Source organism: Campylobacter sp. JH23, assembly GCF_017846595.1.
GTDB classification, from domain to species: Bacteria; Campylobacterota; Campylobacteria; order Campylobacterales; family Campylobacteraceae; genus Campylobacter_D; species Campylobacter_D coli.
In genome coordinates, this window is the sequence record NZ_JAEQBP010000002.1 from 242,555 (window position 1) to 267,225 (window position 24,671).

18 protein-coding genes, 1 rRNA gene and 1 other RNA gene are annotated in these 24,671 nt (G+C 30.7%); 8 read left to right on the forward strand and 12 right to left on the reverse strand.

What is annotated here, in order from left to right:
* Positions 1 to 7: 7 nt before the first annotated feature.
* Entirely contained in the window at positions 8 to 613 is a 606-nt protein-coding gene (locus tag KAR88_RS02925; protein ID WP_002786440.1) for a TIGR00730 family Rossman fold protein, read from the forward strand.
* Entirely contained in the window at positions 613 to 1,629 is a 1,017-nt protein-coding gene (gene mnmA / locus KAR88_RS02930) for a tRNA 2-thiouridine(34) synthase MnmA (protein WP_002779305.1), read from the forward strand. Before KAR88_RS02925 ends, mnmA begins: the two co-directional genes overlap by 1 nt.
* A 34-nt stretch (positions 1,630 to 1,663) precedes the next feature.
* Here mnmA and KAR88_RS02935 read toward each other — a convergent pair whose 3' ends face one another.
* The gene (locus KAR88_RS02935) at positions 1,664 to 3,472 is read right to left on the reverse strand and encodes a DASS family sodium-coupled anion symporter (RefSeq protein WP_002782302.1); all 1,809 of its coding nucleotides are present in this window, start codon (positions 3,470 to 3,472) and stop codon (positions 1,664 to 1,666) included.
* Positions 3,473 to 3,619: 147 nt separating this feature from the next.
* Positions 3,620 to 3,717, reverse strand: an RNA gene (ffs, locus tag KAR88_RS02940) — signal recognition particle sRNA small type.
* A gap of 191 nt (positions 3,718 to 3,908) precedes the next feature.
* Between ffs and KAR88_RS02945 the strand changes: the two genes are divergently transcribed.
* Entirely contained in the window at positions 3,909 to 4,715 is an 807-nt protein-coding gene (locus tag KAR88_RS02945) for a bacteriohemerythrin (RefSeq protein ID WP_002793250.1), read from the forward strand.
* Complete coding sequence (locus tag KAR88_RS02950) at positions 4,630 to 6,501, forward strand: flagellar assembly protein A (RefSeq protein ID WP_052781082.1); 1,872 nt, start codon at positions 4,630 to 4,632, stop codon at positions 6,499 to 6,501. Before KAR88_RS02945 ends, KAR88_RS02950 begins: the two co-directional genes overlap by 86 nt.
* 3 nt (positions 6,502 to 6,504) lie before the next feature.
* Here the strand turns inward: KAR88_RS02950 and KAR88_RS02955 are convergent, their stop codons facing one another.
* The 4 genes from KAR88_RS02955 to KAR88_RS02970 are packed head-to-tail and all read right to left on the reverse strand — an operon-like array spanning position 6,505 to position 11,285.
* Positions 6,505 to 8,142 (reverse strand): flagellar hook protein FlgE, encoded by a 1,638-nt coding sequence (locus KAR88_RS02955; RefSeq protein ID WP_088569639.1) that lies wholly within the window; start codon positions 8,140 to 8,142, stop codon positions 6,505 to 6,507.
* Between the two features lie 3 nt (positions 8,143 to 8,145).
* Entirely contained in the window at positions 8,146 to 9,009 is an 864-nt protein-coding gene (locus tag KAR88_RS02960) for a flagellar basal body rod modification protein (protein ID WP_192801296.1), read from the reverse strand.
* Positions 9,010 to 9,061: 52 nt separating this feature from the next.
* Positions 9,062 to 10,948, reverse strand: coding sequence for a flagellar hook-length control protein FliK (locus tag KAR88_RS02965; protein WP_002779299.1), 1,887 nt, complete (start codon positions 10,946 to 10,948; stop codon positions 9,062 to 9,064).
* A gap of 13 nt (positions 10,949 to 10,961) precedes the next feature.
* A complete protein-coding gene (locus KAR88_RS02970; RefSeq protein ID WP_002779298.1) occupies positions 10,962 to 11,285 on the reverse strand; it encodes a hypothetical protein in 324 nt (107 codons plus the stop codon).
* 128 nt (positions 11,286 to 11,413) lie between these two features.
* Here KAR88_RS02970 and typA point away from each other — a divergent pair, with 128 nt between their 5' ends.
* Positions 11,414 to 13,222 carry a translational GTPase TypA gene (gene typA / locus KAR88_RS02975; protein WP_002779297.1) on the forward strand — a complete coding sequence of 603 codons (1,809 nt, stop codon included), beginning with the start codon at positions 11,414 to 11,416 and terminating at the stop codon, positions 13,220 to 13,222.
* Positions 13,222 to 13,872: a hypothetical protein gene (locus tag KAR88_RS02980; protein ID WP_002792325.1), complete on the forward strand. Its 651-nt coding sequence runs from the start codon at positions 13,222 to 13,224 to the stop codon at positions 13,870 to 13,872. The genes typA and KAR88_RS02980 overlap by 1 nt, the downstream gene beginning before the upstream one ends.
* Here the strand turns inward: KAR88_RS02980 and KAR88_RS02985 are convergent.
* Entirely contained in the window at positions 13,869 to 15,218 is a 1,350-nt protein-coding gene (locus KAR88_RS02985; RefSeq protein ID WP_002793262.1) for a DUF2130 domain-containing protein, read from the reverse strand. The two genes, KAR88_RS02980 and KAR88_RS02985, sit on opposite strands and share 4 nt — an antisense overlap.
* A 105-nt stretch (positions 15,219 to 15,323) precedes the next feature.
* Between KAR88_RS02985 and KAR88_RS02990 the strand changes: the two genes are divergently transcribed.
* Together KAR88_RS02990 and KAR88_RS02995 are read left to right on the forward strand one after the other, a co-directional pair.
* A complete protein-coding gene (locus tag KAR88_RS02990) occupies positions 15,324 to 16,532 on the forward strand; it encodes a multidrug effflux MFS transporter (protein WP_057040183.1) in 1,209 nt (402 codons plus the stop codon).
* Entirely contained in the window at positions 16,529 to 17,230 is a 702-nt protein-coding gene (locus tag KAR88_RS02995; protein ID WP_002828657.1) for an SIMPL domain-containing protein, read from the forward strand. The genes KAR88_RS02990 and KAR88_RS02995 overlap by 4 nt, the downstream gene beginning before the upstream one ends.
* Before the next feature lie 60 nt (positions 17,231 to 17,290).
* On the opposite strand, the gene KAR88_RS08835 is transcribed toward KAR88_RS02995, so the two are convergent.
* From KAR88_RS08835 to rrf, 5 genes are all read right to left on the reverse strand, one after another.
* A complete protein-coding gene (locus KAR88_RS08835) occupies positions 17,291 to 17,581 on the reverse strand; it encodes a hypothetical protein (RefSeq protein WP_223209748.1) in 291 nt (96 codons plus the stop codon).
* Between the two features lie 329 nt (positions 17,582 to 17,910).
* Complete coding sequence (locus KAR88_RS03005; RefSeq protein ID WP_192801297.1) at positions 17,911 to 19,215, reverse strand: pentapeptide repeat-containing protein; 1,305 nt, start codon at positions 19,213 to 19,215, stop codon at positions 17,911 to 17,913.
* A complete protein-coding gene (locus tag KAR88_RS03010; RefSeq protein WP_192801298.1) occupies positions 19,215 to 22,991 on the reverse strand; it encodes an Eco57I restriction-modification methylase domain-containing protein in 3,777 nt (1,258 codons plus the stop codon). Before KAR88_RS03010 ends, KAR88_RS03005 begins: the two co-directional genes overlap by 1 nt.
* 60 nt (positions 22,992 to 23,051) lie before the next feature.
* Positions 23,052 to 24,449 carry a PD-(D/E)XK nuclease family protein gene (locus tag KAR88_RS03015; protein ID WP_002800617.1) on the reverse strand — a complete coding sequence of 466 codons (1,398 nt, stop codon included), beginning with the start codon at positions 24,447 to 24,449 and terminating at the stop codon, positions 23,052 to 23,054.
* Positions 24,450 to 24,554: 105 nt separating this feature from the next.
* Positions 24,555 to 24,671 (reverse strand): 5S ribosomal RNA (gene rrf, locus KAR88_RS03020).

Below are 24,671 nucleotides of genomic sequence, written 5' to 3' on the forward strand. Positions count from 1 at the left end.
TTGAAAAATGAATGAAAAAATAAGCCAAGATTTAGAAAAATTTGCTAACATACCAAACCTAAAAAATGCCGTAACTTTTTTTGGTTCTGCAAGATTAAAAGAAGATAGTTTTTATTATCAAGAAGCCAAAAAATTAGCTAGTTTATGTGTAGAAAATGGCTTTTGTGTCGTTAGCGGCGGAGGTGGAGGCATTATGCGTGCAGCTAATGCAGGCGCTGCTAAATGTAAAAACGATGCAAATTTTATAAAATCGGTAGGTTTTAATATACTTTTGCCTTTTGAGCAAAAATTAAACGATTTTGTAGAATATAACATAACTTTTGAGAGCTTAGCCATACGCAAAATGGCTCTTATTGAAAAGAGTCTAGCTTTTGTGATTTTCCCAGGCGGCTTTGGAACACTTGATGAATTGTGTGAAGTACTTACACTAAAACAACTTGGATTTAAAAGCAATGTTCCTATTATCTTGCTTGGGAGTGAATTTTGGCAAGGCTTTGATGAGTTCGTCAGAAATTCTTTGCTAAAACTTGAAGTCATTTCCAAAGGAGACGAGTTAAAGTATGAAATCACTGACGATTTAGATTATATAATCAATACTTTAAAGGAACTCTAATGAAAATTCTAGTCGCTATGAGCGGTGGAGTTGATAGTACAGTCACTGCTTATAAACTTAAAAATTTAGGTCATGAAGTTATAGGTTGTTATATGAAGCTTCATGGCAAACCCAATTATCACGAAGAAAATATCAAAAAAGTAGAAAAAGTTGCAAACTTTTTGCAAATTCCTTATCATATTTTAGACTTGCAAGAAGATTTTAAAAACAAAGTTTACATGCCTTTTGTGGATACTTATAAAGAGGGTAAAACACCAAATCCTTGCGCTTTATGTAACCGTTTTATCAAACTTGGAAAACTTTTAGAATTTGCTAAAAGTTTAGGTTGTGAAAAACTTGCTACAGGGCATTATGCAAGACTTGAAAACAATCTCATTCGTACAGCTGTTGATGAAAGCAAGGATCAAAGCTATTTTTTAGCCAGTGCCGACAAAGAAGCTTTAAAATACCTCATCTTTCCATTGGGCGAAATGAAAAAAGAAGATGTGAAAAAATTTGCTTCTACCATAGAAGTTTTAAAATCATTTGCAACCCAAAAAGAAAGTTCTGAAATTTGCTTTGTTGAAGATACTTATGTGCAAGTTTTAGATCAATTTATGGATACTAAAATTCCAGGAGAAGTGCTAGATAGTAGCGGTAAGGTTGTAGGAAAACACGAAGGCTATATGCACTATACCATAGGCAAAAGACGCGGTTTTGAAGTACGCGGGGCTCACAAACCGCATTTTGTTTTAAAGATCAATCCTAAACAAAATCAAATCATCGTTGGCACCAAAGAAGAATTAAAAATCAATGAATTTAAACTCAAAAATATCAATCTTTTCATCGATGCAAAAGAGCTTGATTGCGAAGTAAAAATCCGCTATAGATCAAAATCCACCCCGTGTAAAGTCATTATAAGTGATGATAAAAGCGCAAGCATTTCTTTAAAAGAGAGTGTTTATGGTTTAGCAAGTGGGCAAATGGCAGTATTTTACGATGGTGATAAAGTCATTGCAAGCGGGTTTATAGAATAAGACTTATCAAAGCTTTAAAAGCTTTGATAAGATTTTAATAAAATCCCAAAAATTTCCACCATACAAGGCCAACAAGTATCATTACGGTTATATCTATCACTGAAATAACAAATCCTACAGACCACCATTTTTTAAGACTTACATAACCTGTTCCAAAAATAACTGGAGCTGTTCCTGTTGCATAATGCGTTAAGGCCATCATAACATTTCCTGATGCTATCATAATAAAAGCATAAAGAAGTGGTGGAGCCCCTAAAGCAAGTCCTGCACTATAAAATACAAAAAACATAGCTGAAATATGCGCTGTGGTTGAAGCAAAGAAATAATGCGTATATAAAAAGGCAAGGCTTAAGAAAATCATAATAGAAATTTCACCAAGTCCCATAGCAGAGGCAAATTCACCCAAAGCTTCAGCTAAAAACTGCGTTACACCGAGCTTTCCAAGTAAAGTTGCCATCATCACAAGGGCTGAAAACCATACCAAAGTATTCCAAGCAGCTTTTTCTGCCAACACCTCACCAAAAGTCAAAACTCCACTTACTAAAACCAAAGAAAGACCAAGCAAGGCAACACTTGTAGCATCAAGAGAAATTCCAAAAAGAAAGCCCAAAGCCCCTGCCCATAAAAGCAAAAGCAATACAAAAACACCTAGCATAATCTTTTCACTACCCTTCATAGCACCCAGTTCTTCTAACTTACCCTTTGCAAAAATCTTAGCATTTGGGGTTGATTTAATCTCTGGTGGAGAAAGAAAATAAATCGCCAAAGGCATTAAAAGCATAGCCGCTATACCAGGTAAAAACATACCTAAAGCCCATTGCCCCCAGGTTAAATGCACTTCTAAATTTGTAGCTTGAGCGACCAAATCAACAACCAATGGATTTGGAGCAGTGGCTGTGATAAACATTGCCGAAGAAATAGGATTGGCTTGAAAATTCACCAAAGAAAGATAGGTGCCTATTTTATTTTGTGTTCCATCTTCAGGAGTAGATTTAAAACTTCTTGAGATAGCTTGAACTATAGGATTGATTATCGCACCCGCTCTTGCTGTATTTGAAGGGGTTACAGGAGCTAAGATGGTTTCGCAAAATGCGATAGAATACGCAATACCTAAAGTTTTCTTACCAAAGATACTGATAAAATAATACGCCAAACGCTCTCCAAGTCCTGTTTTTATAACTCCACGAGCTACAATGATAGAAACTACTATAAGCCAAATTAAAGAATTAGAAAATCCGCTTAAAGCATCCTTAATACCTGTTTTGGATTTTAAACTTGATATTGCAGTATTAACTTTTTCATCTATATCTTTTTGGGACATAAATTCAAGAGCTAAAGAGTTTAATGCCGCGATCTTGCTCTCATCAATAAGCTTTTGCGCAGCAACTTTTGAAGTCGCTTTTGCATAAAGTTTATTTAGACTATCTATTTGATATTCTATGTTTGAATTAGATTTTAAAATCTCATTTACTTTAGGTTCTAAATTTTTAGCCACATTTGCTTTGATGAGATTTTCCAAAATACTAGCTTGTGATTTTTGTTCCATGGTAACTTTATAGATATTAGAATTATCTTTTAAAACAATGGCTTCAAGAGTTTTGATATGTGTAGCACGAACAGAACTTTGAGTGGTCGTGATTCCACTTAGTGCCACAATAGCAATAGCTATCATACACACAGCTCCTAAAGGCATTACCTGTAAGATAACCGCCATAATCACCGCAATAAAAAGTCCAAGAAAATGCCAAGAATTCTCCTCTAAACCTATAGGAGTAGGGATTATCCAAAATGCAAGCGCAATAAGGACACACAGTATAAGCATGGGGATTTTCTTTTTCTCCATTTAAGCTCCTTTATTGTATTAAATTTGTTAAATTTTAATTTAACAATTCTTAATTAAGTATTAAAAAATTTTTACCAAAGTCTTGAAATTCTATATGAAAATAAAAATATTTAAGAGATATAAAAAGTAAGTTTAAATGAAATAAACCCTTTCCCAGATGGCTGCGGCACACACTACAATCAAGTGCTCTGCTGTGTTCCCACCCTGAAGCGGTGCTTAAAAATAGCATTGCACAGGTCTAAGAAAAGGCAAAGAAATTATATCATAATATACTTAAAAAGTGTTGAGCTATAAAAACTAAATATAAAAATGTATAAATATGTAACAAATTGGTTATATTTTATATAAATTTTTAAATTTAATTTGCAAAATTATTGTTTTTTTCAAGGAAATACGATTATCATAGATATATTATATAAATTTTTAAGGAAAAATCATGGAAATCAAATGGAGTAAAGATTTTAGCATTAAAAACATACAATTAGATAAACAACACGAACTAATTTTTGAAATTGCTGAAATTGCAAACGATTTAGCTTTAAAAATTCAAGATAATGATGTGCAACACAAAAATGATTTAAAACAAATTCTTACAAAGTTATTCCAATATGTAAAAATTCATTTCAAAGATGAAGAAAAATTTATGGAAAGCATTGATTTTCCTTTGATTGAAGAACATAGAAAATCTCATCAAATATTATTAAAAAAGACTAAAGAGCTTTTAGAACACTCAAATGATATTGTTAAAATGTCATTTGAACTTTCAACATTGACCAAAGATTGGATTTTAGATCATTTTGCTAATGAAGATTTATGGATAGCTAACTTCACAAAAAAAGCTCTACATCTTCAAGAGATTCATTATAATCTAGAGCAATACATAAAATTAAAATCAATTAGGCAAGATTTAAAGACTGAAAAAACCTATGATTATATTTGCAATTGTTCTTTGCGTATCCATGCAGTTCCACAGACTATACATCAAGAGCTTGTTAGCAAAGAAAATACCTTAAAGTGCGAAAAATGTGGGCAAATTTTAGTTCATTTGGATTATTTTGATTTGAATCAAAATTTCGAAAAATTCAATGCTATTTTTGAAGATGCACTACAAAATCATCATTTCACGACTCAAAAAAATGATATGGGGGGGGGGATAGATGAATTTTCAAGTAAAAACCTTAGAAACTTTCAATCCTTTCGAAAGTTTAAATCACGAACAAGCAAACACAGAACAAATTCTTGATTTTAGAGTTATAGATTTTAAACTTCTGTGTTCTAGTGTAAAACCAGCGAAAACAAAAACTTATGAAAGAAAGGATTTTGACTTATTTTATGCAGATAATTTTTTTGTAAAAAACTACAATACCATAGTGCAAAAATTTCTTATAGAAATTTATCCAAAAAAACAAAGTTTTCCTTTTACAGTCAAACTTAGATCCAACTCCAACCTAACCCATCTAAAAGCCAGTATCAACCTTACAGAAAATTTTAAATATTATCCTAATTTAAAATTTGATATTTTGCAAAATATCTACAAAATAATGATCAAACAAAAATTTTTAATCTTAAGACTTGATAAAAATTTATTTGACAAGATTGATGATTTTATCTTATCAATACAAAAAAGTCCATCTATTAAAGAAATAGAGCTTGAAATTGCCAAAGGTGTAGATAAGATTGAACATAAAAGTGATGAAATTATTTATCATAGAGATGTTAACGAAGAATGTTTTGACGAAAATATTAACTATGATGAAGGAAACTACTGTAAACCTATTGAAAAAAATGAGCTACTTTTTGAATACATTTATAGAATTCTTGGAAAAGAAGGACGAAATTTAAGAGGAGAAATCCTTCATTTAAATCCAATAGCCTTTCTTGATAATCCTTTTATCATAAAAGATGAAAGCATTTACACAGAAGAATTAGAAGATAGAATTAAATATTTTAGCGCCAATTATGGATTTTTAAATAAAGACCACTCAGGATATAGCGTTATAAACAATTTAAAATTATCACAAATAGGGCTTAAAACAACCGGTTCAATCAAAACAAATACCGATGAAAATATAAACTTAGAAATCACTAATTTTGATATAAGTGATGATGCTATTAAATCAGGTATTGTAAATGTTCAAGCTTCAAATATAAAAGTAAATGGGAGTATTGGAGCAACAAAACTTTATGGAAAAAATATCAGTATCAAAGGCTTAACTCATGCAAAAAGCGAAATTTTTGCACAAGATATTTTTATTACAACACACAAAGGAACTTTGCAAGCTGACACTGTATATATAAAAAATTTAGAAAATGGGACAATTATAGCTAAAAATGTATTTGTTGAAAACTGCATGGGTGGAAAAATAGAAGCAGAAAATATTTATATTTGCAATTTACTAACGGATAATACTTTATATCCAAGAAAAAATCTAATCATAACAAACAATATAAAATTTAAAAACAATATCGTAGTTTCACCACTAGTTTCTATTGAAAACAACTCAGATACAGAATGCGAAAATCTTAAAAATCTAAGCCTTAAAATAAAAAGTAAGCTTGATGACACCATAAGCAAAATGCAAAATTACTATGATTATCTAATCAAAAATCAAATCAAAATCATCAAACTTCAAAAGACTAAAAATCCTAGCGCCATAGAAATGAAATTTTCAAATCTTTATCACGATATCATAAAAAAATACAATCATCTTAGCATTTCGTATAAAAAATTTATAAAATTAAAATATCAAATTGATGCGAAATTAAATTTCTTAAATGAAATGGTTTACAATGTAAAAATATACATAAAAGCCGAAAATATCGGAGAGGATAATTTTTTAAAATTTTATCCTAACACAAACACCAACCTTGAACTAAAACATCATATAAATTTAAAAGACTATGAAAAGGTTTTATATCTTGAAAAAGGACAGCAAGTAAGTTATATTAAATCAAGCCATAATTATAGCGAAAGCGACATAGAAGAAATTAAAATTATTTTTGAAAAATTAGAAAAAGATAATTCCTAAGAATTATCTTTTCATATTAATGGCTTTTTGTATCATCTGATCACTTGTAGTGATACTTTTTGAGCTTGCATCAAAGGCTTTTTGAGTTACGATAAGGTTTGAAAGCTCTGCGCTTAAATTAACATTTGATTGTTCTAAGAATCCGCCTTTAAATTTAGCTGTATTGATCACTTGTCCATCTTTCATGATAAAGCTAGCATCTCCGCTATTGGCTGTTGCTGCAAAAATATTATCTCCCATAGCAACCAATCCTTGCTCATTGATAAAATTATATAAAGCAAGCTTTCCAACTATGGCATTTTTACCATTGCTAAATTGCGCAACAATACTTCCATCATCGGATATATTATATTGTTCAAAAAACCCTTCAGCTACACCATCTTGTTGTGTAACTACATTTTTTTCGACGCCTTCTTTAATATAAATCCCACTATAACCCGAACCAGGCTTGTTAGCATCATAAGGAGAACCTAAATCAATATTAATTGTTCCACCATTTGGATTTGCAATGCTTGTAATATTGTTTTGAAGCAAAGCACCATTTTTATCAAAAACCATATTTCCTTCAGTCGGATTGCCTACGACATTGCCATTAGAATCATAAATTTGTGCAATAGCTTTATATTGTATATTATCGCCTTCTTGCGGTAAAACTCTTTCAAGTGTAACCCTTAAAGTGCTTTTACTTCCATCTGCATTATAAATAGGGGATTCTAAAATATCTTTATTGGCTTTTTGTTGCTCTGTTGAAATTTGCGCTGTTTCAAGTTTTATACTATTAGGATCCAAACCTTTTAAATCAAGCTCATTGCTTTTAAAATTTAGATTTTCATCTAAAGTTGCTTCAAAGCTTGTTTTTACGCCATTATCATCAGTGAAATTTAAAATAATCCTATCGCCCGCTTTAGCACTAAACACATCTTCTTTGCTAACACTACCGCTCACTACATATTTGCCATCTTCAGTCTTTTGGACATTAAATTTCGCAGGATCAAGATCGACTTTAACCACTTCTGTTGTTGCATTCGTATTTAAACTTCCACTCCATTTTACATTTTGAGTTACTTGCGGAGGCAAATACATATTCACAGGAACTTTAATCACTCCTTGTGAAGCCGTTGTCCCTATGTTAAAAGCGTCATTTGAATTTACGGTAAAGCCACTATTTACAGGAGTTCCTGTGTTAAGATAATCCCCCATAAGCCCCGCGACTCTATCACTATAACTCACTCCAGCAAAAGCAGGATTCATAGTTCCTAAAACAAAATTTCCATAAGAATCTACCAAATTTCCAGCAGAATCTCTTCTAAAGGCTCCATTTCGGGTATAATAAGCTTCTCCATCAGCACCCAAAACACCAAAAAAACCTTTTCCTTGAAGTGCCACATCAAATTCACCCTCACTTGCTACAGGTGAACCTTGTTCAAAAACGACTTGAGAAGAAGCCGCACCACTTCCATAGCCTCCTTGGGCAGGGTTAGTGGATTGGGTTGTTATGGTGCTATAAAAAATGTCTTTAAATTGCGCATCTGAGTATTTAAAGCCTGTGGTATTGACATTTGCGATATTGTTCGCATAAACATCTATACCAAAGCTATTGGTTTTAACTCCTGAAACGCCATTATAAAATGAAGTCATCATGGCTTAAGCCTTTTCCTCTTTGTCGCCATCTTCTGTAGATCCAGAAGAATCTCCGCTTGAACCACTTCCTGAACTACCGCTTCCCGTGCTAGAAGAAGAGCTTAATTTATAATCAGTGATTTCTGATATAGCATCAAAAGGAACTTCTTGACCCGCCATTTTTGCATAAGCAATACCCTCTTTAAAAACAATTCCTTCTATAGGGTAAGTACCATAATTTGCAGTGATTTTTTCGCCATTTTTATTGTTATAAACCATTTTAACAGTATACTCGCCATCACCCGCATAAACACCATCGTTATTTCTTCCTGGCCACTCCATCGTAAAGAGCCCTTGAGAAACAGATTGTTCGCCACTTTTTTCACTAAATACAAGCTTGTTGTTGCTATCGTATACTTCCAAAGTAACCCCATTTTCATCCGAATCCTCAGGCAAATACATTTTAAGCGCGATAATCTCATCTGAACCTGTAAGCTTGATTTTGTTATCTGAAACAGTTGCCATCTTTCCTATAGCTCCGATAGCTGAAGTACTCATACTTGTGCTAAAAGAATTTGAAAGTAATTGCATAGTTTCAACCATTTTTTGCATGGTAGTATTTGTATTTTGTTGCATTTCAAGTGCTGATAATTGAGAAGTTTGCGTAAGCATTTTATCACTATCCATAGGATCAGTTGGATCTTGATGTTGAAGCTCGATCAAAAGAAGTTTTAAAAACGCATCCTTATCTAAGGTAGCGTTTGGATTGCTCACTATTCCTGAGCTACTGCTTGAATCTGTTCTAGTTGTTCCACTAGTACTTCCTGAAGAAGTAGTACCTGAAGTTGTAGCAGTGGTATTTAAATTCCAATCCGATGATGATATCATTATAACTCCTTTTTATTTAGTTTTTTATTATTTAAGCAATAAGTGTTCCAATTTAAAAATACTTCGCTAAAACAAGCTCTAGATTTACCTTTTCACTTTCATTTTTTCCATCTAAAGCATCTTTAAAACCATATCCACTACGATTTTTACCTTGATTTTGATTTTGCTCTCTTTTTCCTTGATCGCTAAAATTCATTTCAAGTCCTGTAAATCCCATATTTACAAGAGAATTTTTAAATTCAGCTTGATTTTGGATAAATAAATTCATCGCATTGGTATTGGAATTAAAATTAATATGAAGATTGTTTCCTCTTTGTACCAAAGTTACCTCAACTTCTCCAAGATTGTGAGGATTTAGTGTGATACTAAGCTTGGTGATTGGGGCTTTGTATTGCTCCATTGCTGCTTTTAAATCCTGCGAAAAATGTTGTAAGGTTTCCTTAGGAGTGATATTTTTAGTATTGTTTTGTGAAATTTTATTTAAATCTTTCACTAAAGAATTTAAATCATCTAAAGGATTTTTTTCGGTATTCTCACTCTGTATTTTACCTTGCTCTTGTGTATAATTTTCTTTATTAGTGTAGTGAGTGAAATTTGTATTGTCTTTATTGAGATTAAGATCTTTTGGGCTTAAATTCAAGCTCAAATTTTGAGAATCTCTTACATTTTCTTTGTTGGAAGTTTTGTTAAAATTTGTATTTTTGATATTGTTTGTTTCTTGATTTAAACCCTCTTTGTTATTAAGAGGCTTTTCTTGTATCAATACTTTATCTTGGGGCAAGGTTTTTTCCTGTGTTGATACTTTTTCTTGTGGAATTATCTTTTCTTGAGTTAATGCTTTATCTCGTGCTGATACTTTATCTTGCATTGGCAACTTATCTTGTGTGGTATTATTTTTGCTAGGTGTTAAATCTTGCACATTAGCTTTATTTGCATTTTTTAATTCTTTATCATCTTTTTTTAAAGACTCATTTAAGAGTGTATTTTTATCATTTTTAAACTCTTTGCTTTGTTCTTTATTTTGCACCTCTTGGCTTGGAATTTTTTTATCATTGTTGGTTAAATTTTCTTGTTCAAGCTCTTTTAAAGACTCGCTATGAGTTAAATTTTTAGAAGTATTTTTTAATTCTGCTGTTTCACCATCTGTTTGAATTTTAACATTATCGTTTTTAACTTCATTTTTTTCTTTTTTGCTTGAAATGATAGCATCTAAATTCTTTAAAGTTTGAGAAAGCAAAGAAGTATCATCTTTTTTTGTCATTTTAGAATTTTGACTAAGATTAGCATGTGGAGTGTGATTTAAATTTTGCACATTTTGGTTTAAATTTTTACTGATATGAGCAAGTTTATTGTTTATAATCTCTTTAAAAACATTATCCACTGCGCCTTTAAAGAAATTAGCCTTATCCAAATTTGGAAAAGTAGCCTTAAGATCTAGCAAACGATCTACTTTGATATTTTTTACATTTAAGCCCAAATCCTTAGCTATATTTAAAAGCTCGCTAAGATTGCTTGCGCTTTTTAAAGCATTAAAATTAGCTTCTGTTTTTACAAGCTGAGAAAGCTGGGTGGAAAGATTGGCAAGTTTGATATCGGCCGTATCTGCTTTTAACTTGTCAAGCAAAGATAAAATTTGCATAAAAGAAGCAGATTCAAAAATACTTATTTTATCACTCTCGCTAAAAACCCCATTTTGTAATTTATCCATAGCTTCATTAACAACTTCTTTTTTACTGATTTTCATATGATCAGGCAAAAACTCATTTGTTTCTTCGATAGAATTGAGTAAAGAATTTAAAAAACTCTCTGTATCATCTTGTGTTGTATTGTCAGATTTTTTTAAATCCTGCTCTTTAGTTTTGCTCGATGAACTATGGGTTGTATTTGTCTTGCTTGGAGTAAGATTTAAAATGTCATTACTTGGGGTCAAATTTGACATGATGGTTCCTTAATTATTTTAAAAATTGACTTGACGCTAAATGAGGAAATCTTTCTTTTAAATAAGCATTTTCATATACTTTGATCATCTTATCTTCATTTAAAGCAACTAAAATATCCAAAAGCTCTTCTAAATTTTGAGCCCTCGTAATTTTTTCAAGATTTTCTTCATTTTCCAAAAGCTCTGTAAGCTCGCTTGATATTCTTGCCATTTTTTCATTTTGATTAGATTTTAAAGTTTCTAAAAGATCTAAAACTTGAAGCAATACTTCACTTTTTCTGTTGATTACTGGAGTATCAAGTTCTATAAAAAACTCTGTATTTAATGGTTTTGACATTTTAACTTCCTTTTTAAAAATGATATCTAGACAAACTAGAAGCAAGAATCGTTCCAACTTTTGCTTTTTGAAAAATTAAGCAAAAGTTCTATATAATTTTGGCTTTGAATTTAAATTTGGAGAGCATCTTGGAAAATATTAGAAATATCGCAGTTATAGCCCACGTTGACCATGGTAAAACCACTATGGTAGATGAACTACTAAAACAATCAGGTACTTTTAGTGAAAGAGAACAAATTTCAGAACGCGTTATGGATAGTAACGATATAGAAAAAGAACGCGGTATCACCATACTTTCAAAAAATACAGCTATCAATTATAAAGGCACAAAAATCAACATCATAGACACTCCAGGCCATGCCGATTTTGGTGGAGAAGTAGAGCGTGTTTTAAAAATGATCGATGGGGTTTTGCTCTTAGTCGATGCGCAAGAAGGCGTTATGCCACAAACTAAATTCGTGGTTAAAAAAGCCCTATCTTTAGGACTAAAACCTATAGTTGTAATCAACAAAATCGACAAACCAGCTGCTGATCCTGAAAGAGTAATCAACGAAATTTTCGATCTTTTTGTAGCTTTAGATGCAAACGATGAGCAACTTGACTTTGCTATCGTTTATGCTGCAGCAAAAAATGGTTATGCTAAGCTTGATCTAAACGATGAAAGCGACAATATGGAGCCCCTTTTTAAAACCATACTCGAGCGCGTTCCAGCTCCAAGCGGTACTAATGACAATCCTTTACAACTTCAAGTCTTTACTTTAGGATATGATAACTTCGTAGGTAAAATAGGCATTGCTAGAATTTTCAACGGCGTTGTAAAGAAAAATCAAAGTGTAATGCTCGCAAAAGCCGATGGTACTAAAGTAAATGGTAGAATTTCAAAACTCATCGGTTTTATGGGCTTAGAAAAAATGGATATAGAAGAAGCAGGCAGTGGCGATATCGTTGCGATCGCAGGTTTTGAAGCTTTAGATGTGGGCGATAGCGTTGTAGATCCAAACAATCCTATGCCACTTGATCCTTTACACATCGAAGAACCAACCTTAAGCATAGTATTTTCAGTAAATGATGGTCCCTTAGCAGGAACTGAAGGAAAGCATGTGACTTCAAACAAAATCGCTGAACGCTTAGAAGCTGAAATGAAAACCAATATCGCGATGAAATACGAAAGCACAGGCGAAGGCAAATTTAAAGTAAGTGGTAGGGGCGAACTTCAAATCACTATTTTAGCTGAAAATATGCGTCGTGAGGGCTTTGAGTTTTGCATGGGAAGACCTGAAGTTATCGTAAAAGTTGAAGATGGGGTTAAGACAGAACCATTTGAACATTTAGTTATCGATGTGCCTGAAGAATTTAGTGGTGCAGTGATAGAAAAGCTTGGAAAAAGAAAAGCTGAAATGAAAACTATGGCACCTACAGGCGATGGACAAACAAGACTTGAATTTGAAATTCCTGCACGCGGACTTATAGGCTTTAGATCTCAATTTTTAACCGATACCAAAGGCGAAGGCGTAATGAACCATAGCTTTTTAGAATTCCGCCCTTTTAGTGGTGCAGTTGAAAAGCGTAACAATGGTGCTTTGATCTCTATGGAAAATGGCGTGGCTTTGGGGTATTCTTTGTTTAACCTTCAAGAGCGCGGGGTGCTTTTCATAGAACCTCAAACCAAAGTATATACAGGGATGATTATAGGTGAGCACTCTCGTCCAAATGACTTAGATGTTAATCCTATCAAAGGAAAAAATCTTACCAATGTAAGAGCAAGCGGAAGCGATGATGCGATCAAGCTTGTACCGCCTAGAAAATTAAGCCTTGAAAGAGCTTTAGAGTGGATAGAAGAAGATGAACTTGTAGAAGTTACACCTCAAAATGTGCGTGTTCGCAAACGCTATCTTGATCCAACTCAAAGAAAAAGAATGGAAAAAGCAAAATCTTAATGGATTTAAAAAGCTTAGAAAATAATAGACTTTATATACTTAAACGCTTAGGAGTCTTAAAATTCCTAAGCATTATCGAAGCCTTACTTGTAGGTTTTTTAGCCTTTGTTTTTACAAAAGATATTTTAATAGCCCTCATCCTTGCTGTGTTTGTAGGTATTTTCTTCTTTCGCCTTACAGCTAAAAAACTCAAACTTGCAAAAAAAGAATTAGAAATCGATGCTTTGAATTTATTTTTGCGTCGTTTTGGGGCTAAATTTAGAAAAGAAAGTTTAAGCCAAAAAGATTTTTTAAAACTAGAACTTAGCGAAAATTTAAAGGATTTTAAAAGCCAAAATTGCTTTGAATTTAAAGAATTTAAAATTTATGATATTAACTTCATCGATGAAAACAAACGCTTTTTTTGTGGAATTTTGCTTGAAATTTTAAAGCCTAGCAAAAATCCTAGCTTTGAAGATGAAGAGAAAATTTATGTTAAGTTACAAGATAAAAATTTCACTCTAAATCATATTTTTTCTAAGGACAATCACTATCTTATCGCCACTCTAACAAATCCTTTTTTCATAGACTTAAAAGAAAGTCTAGAGAAAAATTTCAAAAATTTAGAAAACAATCTCAAGCTAATAGAAGAAAAAATCATCAAAATTTAATCCTCATCTTTAGCCAAATTTTCCAAGCTTTTAAGCCCTTCTTCGCCTATCAAATTCCCGCCTTGCAAGTCGCTAAATATAGCATTTAAAGAACTCACTATGGCAGTAGAATTAAAGCTTAAATTTTCTATGGCTCTTTCTCTTTTTTTCCATATATTTTGCAAAGCCCTTTTTTCAGCTTCTAACTCTTCTTTCATATTTTGGTAAGTTTTGAGTATAAAAGTGATTTGCGTGTTAAATTCCTTGGAATTTAAGTATTCGTATAAAATGTGATTTTTTTCATCTTTGTTTTGCAAAGCATTTTTGAGTTTATAAGAATTTATAATGCTTTCTCTAAGCACTGCTAAAACGCCTTTAAATTCAGCAAAAGTGCAGATTAAAATCCCCTCTTTAAAATGTGTTTTTTGCTTGTCTTTAGGCATGGTTTTGGTGATTAAAACCGCTATATCACTTTTAGCGGCTATGCTGTCTAGTTTAAGTTTATCAAGCCATTCTTTGTTAAATTCTTTAGTGCGTTTGCTCTCATACAAAATACTACCGCAAATATTGCCAAAGCTGTCTTTTACGATATGCAAACAATCCGCCCCATTTACTCCCTTTGGCACTTCTTTTACCTCATCGCCGATGTATTCGTTTTGGATATATTCTTCTATGAGTAGTTCTGCTGCTTCGCCTTGGAGTTGCTGTGAGCCTTGCTCTATCCTGCGTTGTGCGTCCTCTAGCTTTTGAGCTACGCTTTTAAAATTTGTTTCTAATTCTTTGTATTTAAGATCTTGCTCTTGAGTGCTTTTTTGAAATTCAAGACGCATTTTTTCTCTTTCAAGCTCTAGTTTTTTGCCTTCTTGTTCTTTAAATTCTTTAAACGCCTCTTCTTTAACCTCAAATTTAAGTCTTTCTTCGTTTTCTTTTTGCTCTCTTTTTAGCTTTTCATTTTCAGCTTTTATGCTTAAAAATTCGCTAAGTTCTTTGCTCTTTTTTTCTAATTCTTCTTGCATGATTTTCATCTCATTTTCATGCTCTTTGTTAAATTTTTCGCTGAATTCTTTTTGGAAATTTTGCTTTTGTGTTAGCAATTCTTGCTCGAATTTTTGTTTTTCTAAAAGAAGTTTTTGGCTTACTTGTTCGCTTATGAGTTTTTCTTGCTCTAGCTTTTGGGCTTTTAAGTCATTAAAAGCTTTGGTGTATTCGGCTCTTTTAGCATTGACTTCATCTTCAAATTCTTTTTTTTGCTTAAGCATTTCTTGCTTGGCCTTATCTAAAATTTGAGCGTATAAAGCAGTGCTTATATCGATAAAAATTCCACAATTTGGGCATTTGATTTGCTCGTTTTGATTTAAATTTGACATAAAGACTTCCTTGAGAATTTTTATATAAATTTAACATAGAAAAACAAAGATTATTCTAAGATTGACTTGTTAAAATCCTTGTTTTAAAAATAATTAGGATTACAAATGCAAAAACACACTAAAATTCACGGCTTTTCAAAGCTCAAACTCGTCATCATCCTTGCTTTGATGTCAAGCATAGCACCGCTTTCTACAGATATGTATTTGCCTGCACTTAGCCATGTAGAGCAAAGCTTTCATACTTCTAAAGCACTGACTCAACTTAGCCTTGCAAGCTTTTTTGTCGCCTTTGCCTTAGGGCAACTCATATATGGGCCTTTAAGCGATATCTTTGGGCGTAAAATTCCTGCTTTGGTAGGAATTTTCTTCTTTATCGTTTCAAGCTTGTTTTGTGTGATTATCGACAATATCTATGCCTTTATCGCTTTGAGATTTTTTGAAGCACTAGGAGGCTGTGCGGGAGTAGTGATCGCAAGGGCTATTGTAAATGACTTGTTTGAGATCAAAGAAGCTGCGGGGATCTTTGCTTTGATGATGGTATTTAGCTCCCTTGCTCCTATGCTTTCGCCGACTTTTGGAAGCTTTTTGCTGGAGTATTTTTCATGGCATAGCATTTTTACGACTTTGTTTGCTTTGGGAATTTTGCTTTTTTTGATGATACTTTTTGGCTTAAAAGAATCCGCACCACACCTTAAAAATAAAAAATTCTCCCACAAAGAAGCGATGAAAAGCTATAAATTTGTTTTAAAAGATAAACGCTTTTTAACCTATGTCTTTTGTGCTGCTTTGGCTTTAGCTGCGATGTTTGCTTATATCACGGGTTCGAGTTTTGTATTTACAGATTTTTTTGACTTAAGCGAGCAACAATTTGGCATGCTTTTTGGAGCAAATGCTCTAGGCTTTGTCATCTGTGCAAATATCAATGCAAGGCTAGTGCGTAAATTTGAAAGTGAAAAAATACTTTCTAAAGCCTTGATGATCATGTTTGTATCGACTTTAATCTTGCTTATCAATGCCTTTTTGTATCCGAATTTATTTCTTTTTGAAGCAAGTATTTTTACAAGTATCGCTATGCTTGGCTTTATCGCACCCAATACCACGACTTTAGCTATGGCGAGATTTAAAGAGCATAGCGGAACCGCTTCTGCGGTGCTTGGCTTTATACAATTTGCCCTAGCAGGACTCATCTCCTCTGTAGTCAGTGCTTTAGATGCTAACACACCGATAATCCTTGCTTGTGTAATGTGTGCTTGTGTCTTGGTGGCAAATATGATATATTTTCTAGGTAAAAAAAATCCCAAAGGAAAAATATGAAAACAAACTCCCTTTTTATATCGGTGGCGGTGGTTTTGGCAAGTGTGATCCTAGCCTTTGGCTTTAACAAGGCTTTAAGCGACTTCAAAACACTTGAAAGAAGTGTCACTGTAAAAGGACTGAGCCAAAAAGATGTGGAAGCAGATACCCTGATACTGCCTATAAAATTCACAAGATCAGGCAACAACCTTGCAAATTTATACGAAGAACTAGAGTCTGATAAACAAAATATCATACGATTTTTAGAAGAACAAGGCGTAAAATCAGACGAGATCAGCTACAACTCACCCAACATCATCGATCGCCTAAGTGATCCTTACAGCAACGACACTCAAGCCACATACCGATATATAGGCACTGCAAATTTACTCATCTATACGAAAAACATAAAGCTTGGAAAAAGCATACTAGAAAAAATTTCAAGCCTTGGAAAGCTTGGCATAGTGACTAAAATAGAGGATTATGAGATAGAATACCTTTATACAAAACTCAATGAAATCAAACCCCAAATGATAGAAGAAGCCACGCTCAATGCTAGAAATGCAGCGATAAAATTCGCACAAGACTCAAACAGCCATCTAGGCAAGATAAAAAAGGCTTCTCAAGGGCAATTTAGCATCAGCAACAGGGATAAAAACACACCTTATATCAAAACCATAAGGGTGGTTTCTACTATAGAATACTACCTAAAAGACTGAATTTACAAGGCTTAAAGCTAAGCCTTGTGAGCTTAGCTTGGCGCTTAACGATGAAATTTTTTATCTATGATTCTCAATAAAATCTTTTTGGTTTTTAAAAAATTCAAATTTATAATATTGTTTTTGTCTTGAATTATTTATATTAAATATTTCAAGTTGATTGTTAAGTTCTAATATATTTTTGTTTTTAACTTTTCTTAATAATTTAATCATAAGCAATAAAAACAAATCAATTTTGTAGATATAAATTTCATTTGTACTTTCATCTAAAAATTGACTTTTTGAAAAAATGCTTATTATACACCTATAGGGCTTTATCCATTTATCTTGAGTGTGTCCTATTAAAGCCATATCTTTGCCTGTTTTTATAAACTTATATGCTTCAATTTCGGCTTTATATAAAGCAGAAAGCAATTGGAGATTTGGTTTATATTTTATATATTTTATAAAAGAATATCTTTCAAGTATATATTTTAAAAGCAATATTAAAAACTACTTATTCCAGTTACAGCACCTATATTTATTATTGTAAAATGAAATTCCATTACTTGCCTTCAATGATTTTTATCTCATCTTCGGTGAGATTGTAGAGTTTATAAACCAAAGAATTGATTTTGTTTTCATTATCTTTGGTTTTTAGTGTTTTGCTATAAATTTTTCATCACGATACCTTAAATTTTTCAGCTTGGCACTATGGAATTTTTTCTAATTGTTTTTATAAAAGAAAATACAACAAAACCAAAAACGATTGTATAAATTCCACCTATTGCGCTAAGTGGATCTAATATAGCTCTTTTATCTGTAAAAAATCCCATAGCAGGGATAAGAATTTTCGGTGAAACCACTAGGACTGAAAGAGTTATCGCATAGGATATAATTATAAAAAATTTTCTCATATATTTTAGACATAAAGCAAATCCAATTAAACCCAAATAAATAAAAAGTATCATAATATTTATTGCCATCATAAACAAATAATTATCCTGTATGATAGAATTTATATGATGATTATAAAAATCCAATGAAAAATACCAATGCTCCAAAATAGGCTTATATCCAAGACTATAGTTAAAACCAAAAACCATCGCAACGCTTGATATCACAAAAATCCCTATCACCAAAATAAGCGAATTTAAACTTTGTAAAATATCAGTATGATGATCGCAAAGCTTACGATAAAAGATAAGTTGCCATTTATCCATCTTGTCTTTAAGGGTTTTATATTTTTTATTTTTTAGCTCTATTTCTTTACAATAAAGCTCATATTTATGAAAATTTGAAGCGTCTAAAAGATTGTTATCTTTTATCAAGGCATTTTTAAAAGTCCTAAAAGAATCTCTAAAATCATTTGCAAATTTATCTAAGGATTTTTGATCTTCTTTTTTTTTATTTTTATTAAACTCTTCATATTCTTGTTTGATTTTTTCTTCTAAATTATCAAAAGTAAAATTTAAATTTGCATTTATAGCATTTAAATTTCCATTGAAAATTGCTTGTGAAAAATTTGGCACCTTATGAAAATGTGTATTATAAAAACTAACTTTATCTAAAAACATGCTTTTATCAAAACTTACAAAATTTTCAAAAACACTACTTTCAAAATTACAAAAAGTTTTAAATGTGCAAGCTTGAAAAGTTGTATTATTTTTAAAATTGCACAAGATGAAAGATATATTTTTGAAATAAAGATTAAAAAAAAGAATTTTATTTTCAAATTCGCATTTCAAAAAAAATATTCCATTTTCTATATCTGAGCTTAAGCCTCTAGTATCTTTAATTTCACATTCAAATATACATTTTGTAAAAAATAAATTATATCGTTCATATAGCTTATAATTAAAATTTTTTATGTGTATTTTTTTTAAATTATTATTGTCTTTAATGATATAAATTTTCTTGTTTTCATCAAAATTTACATATTCTTTAGATATTCCTAAATTTTCAGCTATGTCTGCTATTGCTTGTTCTTTGTCAAATTCTCCCATTATTTCCCTTCTATGATTTTTATTTCTTCTTCGGTGAGATTGTAAAGTTTATAAACCAAAGAATTGATTTTGTTTTCTAACTCTTGGGTATTTGCGTTTTTGTCTTGTTCTTTGGCTTTTAAAATTTCATCGACTGAATTTATAAGCTCATCGGCTAATTTTTCATTTTTAGAATTTATTTTTGGTATGCAAAATTTTTCTATATAAGCCGGTTTAATCCTATAAAATCCACCCCTCATCACAACGCTAGTTTTTTGTAAAAACCACCAAGTTAACGATGAATTTAAAACAGCCATTAAATATTTATAATCTAAATTTTTATATTCTTCGTTTCTAACATAACCATAAATTGTTGTAGTAAAATAAAATTCTCCGAGATTATCTAAAACAAAATGCGTATTATTGCAAATATCAGGACAAAGTAGTTTACTTATATTTTCTTGATTTATACCTTGAGTTCTACCAAATTGATACCATTTTTCATTGTCAAATCTTCCATTTTCTCTAGCCCTCAAAATACTTTCACATTCTTTCAAATACTCCCAAGCCTTTGGAAATTTGGATTTAAGCTCATTTTCATCATAAAGACACATTTTTTTAACATCTGTATTATCTTGTCTATAATAAGGAAATAAAACCATTGAATTTGAAATAGGTTTTTCATATCTATGAAAACTATCACCCATTAAAAGTGGTTTTAAAATTTCTTTTTCTATTTCCACTTCTTTATCAAGCTCTTTAGAATACCCTTTAACAGAATTTTTATTTTCTTGACAATCTTTTAAAAAATAAACACTATCTTTGCTTGTAGCCAAACCTTGAAAAATCTTAGAAAAGATATCTTTTACAGATATATGTTGATTGATTTTTGAAAAAATTTCTTGATTTGAATTTTCTTCAAAACTCCAAAATGAAGAGGATAATTTTTTATTATTTATCATTTTAAAATTTTCCTCTTTTAAGTTAAAAATAAAATTCGACATTTCTTCTTTTGTCTTTATGTTTTTGTCTGCTTGTATAAATTTCAAATGCAAAGAATTGTTTTCAAACCATTGTAAAGCCGTATATGTTGAAGCATCAAAAATTTGAAATTCTTCAAAGGATATGATTTTACTAATTTTATCTTTTGCAAATTCTCTTAAATTTACTCCAAAATCAGCATTAAACCATTTATGAGGCATTATAAAAGAAATTACACCTTGCTTCTTGATAAGTTTAAAACATTGTTCTATAAACAAAATATATATATCATAATTTTTGCTTGCAACTTTAAAATGTTTTTTATAATATTGCGATGAATTTTTATCTAGTCCTTGTATTCTTATATAAGGTGGATTGCCGATGATGAGATCAAAGCCTTTGAAATTTCCATCATCGTCCAAAATTTCAGGGAATTCAAAACGCCATTCAAAAGGATGATTGCTTTCTAGATTAAAGATATTGTCGTATTCTTTTTTAAGATTTGCAAATTCTTTTGTGGCTTCTTTTTCATCAAAGTCAAAAAGAGTCAAATTCGCACTAACAAAGAATTTCAAATTTTCATCATCTACGGCTAAGAAATTTCCGTATTTTTTAGAGTATTTTTCACATTTATCATTAAAGCTTTTCATTTCTTTTTTAAATTTATCTGCAAAGCAGAAATTTTTAAAAGAAATTTTGAGATTTTTTATCTCTTGGTTGATGCGGCTTTTATCTGTGTAAAAGCCTTCTTTATAGTCTTTTACTATGCGTTTGTATTTACTCATACGTTCTTTGATGTTAGGATAGTGGTTTAGGCTTTTGCCTGTTTCAAAGTAAGATACCAAAGAATTTCCGCATTTTATGTTTATATCGATGTTTGGCAATGTTTTAAGATCGTGATAATTTTCATCATCAAAGCTTTGATAAAAACTATGTTTTAAAAGCTCTATCCAAAGCCTTAGCTTCGTGATCTCGCATGAGTTGGGGTTAATATCGACTCCAAAAAGGTTATTTTCTATGATGTCTTTTTTGGTATGAAAAAGTTCTTGCTGGATAAGATGGGCTTTATCTTTAGGCGTACTTGGGCGTTTATACTCTATAAACTCGCCTTTTCTACCCGTGATGAGAATTTCATCGTTTTGCACTTCTAGATAAAATTCTTCATCAAAAAGATTTAGCTCATCATAAATGCTTAACATAACATTTAAAGCAGAAACCAAAAAATGCCCGCTTCCCACCGCAGGATCGCAAATTTTTATAGAGTTTAAAAGCTCTTTTTGTGCTTTTTTGTCTTCTTTTCTTAAAGACTTTCTTAGTTCGTTTATATTTTTAACATCAAGATCAAATTGAGCGTTGAATTTATCAAGCACAACTTTTGTGATGCTTTCTTTACACATATAAGAAGTGATAAAGCTTGGCGTGTAAAAGCTCCCTTCTTTGTAGCCATTGAGTTTTTCAAACACATTTCCCAAAACGCTTGAGCTTATGAGTTCTTTTTGGCTTAAAATTTCGCTTTGCTCATCATCGCTACCAAAATCAAAGCTATCCAAAAATTCAAACAAGTATTCTAAAAGCCCCACTTGTCCTTTTTTAGCCTTGCATTTATCATCTTTTAGCACGGTGTTTTTATAGTAAAAAAGCTTTAAGTCATTGCTTAAGCTTGAAATTTCAAGTGTGTTTTCTATGCTTTGTTTTTCAAACAAAGAAGAATTTAGATAAGGCAGATAGGCAAATTCGCTTTTCTTTCTCGTGCTTTTTTCTTTGGCTAAGACTTCAAAGAAAAGTTCGCTAAGCTTGTCAAAATCAGGGATTTTTTTGAAATTTAAAAATTTCAAATTTTTATCATCATTAAAACGCACCAAATTTGACTCTATAAGCTTTAAAAACAAAATGCGATTAAGCCATAAGATCAAAAGTTTTAAGATGGTTTCAAAATTTTCTTCTTTAAGCTTAGAATTTATAGCGGTGTAGAAAGTGCCTTGCTCTTCTTTGCTTTCTTCACTTTTTGCGATGATGAGTTTTGAGTTTTGTTTGCTCTCACAAAGCCCTAAGATATATAAAAGCTCTTTGTAAAAAGCGTTGTTGAGTGAATTTGCATCGTTGGGGTTAAACTCACTTAGCAAAAAGTCTCTATGAAAAGTTTTATAAATACTTGCTAGGTTTTTAAAATTTGATTTCTGTTTATCTTTTAAAAACGTCAAGTCAATCAAAAAGCCTTTTAAGTTTTCTTTGGAATTTTCTATGAGTTTGGCTACTTCTTTATAGAATTCTTCAGTATTGCCTTTGAAAAGTGAATTTGGATTACAAAATTCTTCAAAAAGTTTTTTAAAACTTGGATTTTTATAAAAAAGCTCTTCAAACTCACTAATTTTAAAAATGTAAAATTTATAAAAATCTGTGATGATAATAAATTTTAAGCTAAAACTATACTCTCTATTTCTAAAATAATATAAAATAGTCTCGTGTAAGGCTTTAGAATTTACCTTTGTATGAGTGATAAATTCTTTTGAATTTGGCTTTTTAGCCTCAATAAGAACTTCTAAGTCTTTACTAAACTCATCTTTAGAGATGGATAAGTCAATCTCACTTTTGCCTTTTTGCTTGGTTTTGATGTGAGTTTTGAAATTTAACATGGTTAAAAATGGACTAAGTGCATTAGCTACAAGATAATCTTCATTTTCACTTTGCGAACTTTCAAGTCTTTCTAGATATTGCATTAAAGCCTTGTTAAATATATCAAATTCATTTTGCATGATTTGCTTTTTGCGGTAGTATGGGTTGAAAAAATCTTTTTCATTTAGCAAAGTGAAATGCATTTTTAACCTTTATAAAAAATATTTTGTATTTTATCAAATTTTACTTTTATATAAAATTTTTTAAGAATTTAATATATCATTAATACCTTTATATGCTTCCTGTATAGGTTTTTTAATAAAAAAATCATTTAAAATTTGAATAAAATCTTTTTTAGAATTTTGATTTTCAATCAACCAATAAATAAAAGCGTATTCTCCTTCTAATTTTTCATTGTTTATTAATTTATCACAATAATAGTGATTTTGATATTTTCTAACATTTTCTTCTTTTACATCTTTAAATAATTTTAAACATTCTTTATATTTTTCATTTTCTATATCTTCTTCATCATCATTTGAAATTTCAAATGTCAAACCAATAATATCATAGTATTTTTTTTTAAAATAAATATATATACATGGATATATGCTTTCATTCTTATAATCAATAGGATAAAATATAAACACACCATGATTAACACGATTTTCTTCTATTTTATTGCCGATAAAAGTTATATCACCTATTTTAATTTCCTTGTGTTCAAAACTATCAAAAAATTCTTCTATTATATATTCGCAGATGTTACTCCATTTATGCTGGATAATATCTTTAGCTTTCTTATAGTTTTCTTCATTTAAATTTTTAAGCTCTGATTTGTTTTTGTTATATCTATATAAAATCATCGCATTTTTTAAATTTTGCATTTTTATATTGTTTTGAAAAATAAATTCTAATACATCATCTCTTTGAGTATACTCATCTGTCATATACCATTGTAAAATACTTTTGTATTGATTTAGAGTAAAAATAATGTTTTGTATATCAAGAATAAATTTTTGATCTTTGGTTGATTTTTCTTCATATATTTTTATACACTCATCAATCCATTCCTTAATCCATATATAATCCATCTTCAAATAATAGCTAACATTATTTTCATTTTTATCTTTAATCAAATTTGTCTTTATTGTAAAATTTCCCAAACTATAATCACTAGGACTAGCACACTCATCTTGATGCAAATATATAGTCAATATGTTTTTATAACAATCTTTTATATTTTTGATATTTTTTCTTACAAAATTAATATAATCTTTCAATTGATTTTTTTGATCTTTTGCATAAATTTTATTTTCTATTATAATATATCTTTTATCACTTAATGTTATTAAAATATCTATCCTTCTATTATCTTTTATGCAGGCTTCTGTTTCTACGCTTTTTATATCTTCTATGTTTAAATTTTCAAATTTCGTATTTACTAAACTCTTACCAAGTTTTTCTAAAAATACCTTTGCAAAATTTTTTTGATAATGATCCTTATTTATATCAATTAAATAAGCTATAAATTTAGAATGATAATTTTCTTTTGTTTCAATATTCAAAGCATCAAATATATTTATATCACTCAAACCATTATTCACATCTTTTTCAAATTTAATATCTTCTTCAAGCAACCTTTCAATAAATTTTTCCATGTATCACTTTCCAAATTTTATACAATTTTACATGTAAATAAATTTTTAATTACAAACTAAAAAAACTGATTATTAATTTTATAGGCAAGTTAAGCAGAATTAACAAGTCCGCAATGAGCTACTTTCCCCCTGCCAGTAAGGCGTAGTATCATCACCCACGATGTGCTTAGCTTCTTGGTTCGGGATGGAGCAAGGCGTTTCCACATCTGTATAATCACGGAC

Bases quoted from the DNA above. Each gene is read 5' to 3' on its own strand.
- KAR88_RS03015 (WP_002800617.1), bottom strand. From the start codon at position 24,449: ATGGAAAAATTTATTGAAAGGTTGCTTGAAGAAGATATTAAATTTGAA.
- KAR88_RS02990 (WP_057040183.1), top strand. From the start codon at position 15,324: ATGCAAAAACACACTAAAATTCACGGCTTTTCAAAGCTCAAACTCGTC.
- KAR88_RS02980 (WP_002792325.1), top strand. From the start codon at position 13,222: ATGGATTTAAAAAGCTTAGAAAATAATAGACTTTATATACTTAAACGC.
- KAR88_RS02965 (WP_002779299.1), bottom strand. From the start codon at position 10,948: ATGTCAAATTTGACCCCAAGTAATGACATTTTAAATCTTACTCCAAGC.
- KAR88_RS02995 (WP_002828657.1), top strand. From the start codon at position 16,529: ATGAAAACAAACTCCCTTTTTATATCGGTGGCGGTGGTTTTGGCAAGT.
- KAR88_RS08835 (WP_223209748.1), bottom strand. From the start codon at position 17,581: ATGGCTTTAATAGGACACACTCAAGATAAATGGATAAAGCCCTATAGG.
- KAR88_RS02960 (WP_192801296.1), bottom strand. From the start codon at position 9,009: ATGATATCATCATCGGATTGGAATTTAAATACCACTGCTACAACTTCA.
- KAR88_RS02955 (WP_088569639.1), bottom strand. From the start codon at position 8,142: ATGATGACTTCATTTTATAATGGCGTTTCAGGAGTTAAAACCAATAGC.
- KAR88_RS02925 (WP_002786440.1), top strand. From the start codon at position 8: ATGAATGAAAAAATAAGCCAAGATTTAGAAAAATTTGCTAACATACCA.
- KAR88_RS02985 (WP_002793262.1), bottom strand. From the start codon at position 15,218: ATGTCAAATTTAAATCAAAACGAGCAAATCAAATGCCCAAATTGTGGA.
- KAR88_RS03005 (WP_192801297.1), bottom strand. From the start codon at position 19,215: ATGGGAGAATTTGACAAAGAACAAGCAATAGCAGACATAGCTGAAAAT.
- mnmA (WP_002779305.1), top strand. From the start codon at position 613: ATGAAAATTCTAGTCGCTATGAGCGGTGGAGTTGATAGTACAGTCACT.
- KAR88_RS02950 (WP_052781082.1), top strand. From the start codon at position 4,630: ATGAATTTTCAAGTAAAAACCTTAGAAACTTTCAATCCTTTCGAAAGT.
- KAR88_RS02935 (WP_002782302.1), bottom strand. From the start codon at position 3,472: ATGGAGAAAAAGAAAATCCCCATGCTTATACTGTGTGTCCTTATTGCG.
- KAR88_RS02970 (WP_002779298.1), bottom strand. From the start codon at position 11,285: ATGTCAAAACCATTAAATACAGAGTTTTTTATAGAACTTGATACTCCA.
- KAR88_RS02945 (WP_002793250.1), top strand. From the start codon at position 3,909: ATGGAAATCAAATGGAGTAAAGATTTTAGCATTAAAAACATACAATTA.
- KAR88_RS03010 (WP_192801298.1), bottom strand. From the start codon at position 22,991: ATGCATTTCACTTTGCTAAATGAAAAAGATTTTTTCAACCCATACTAC.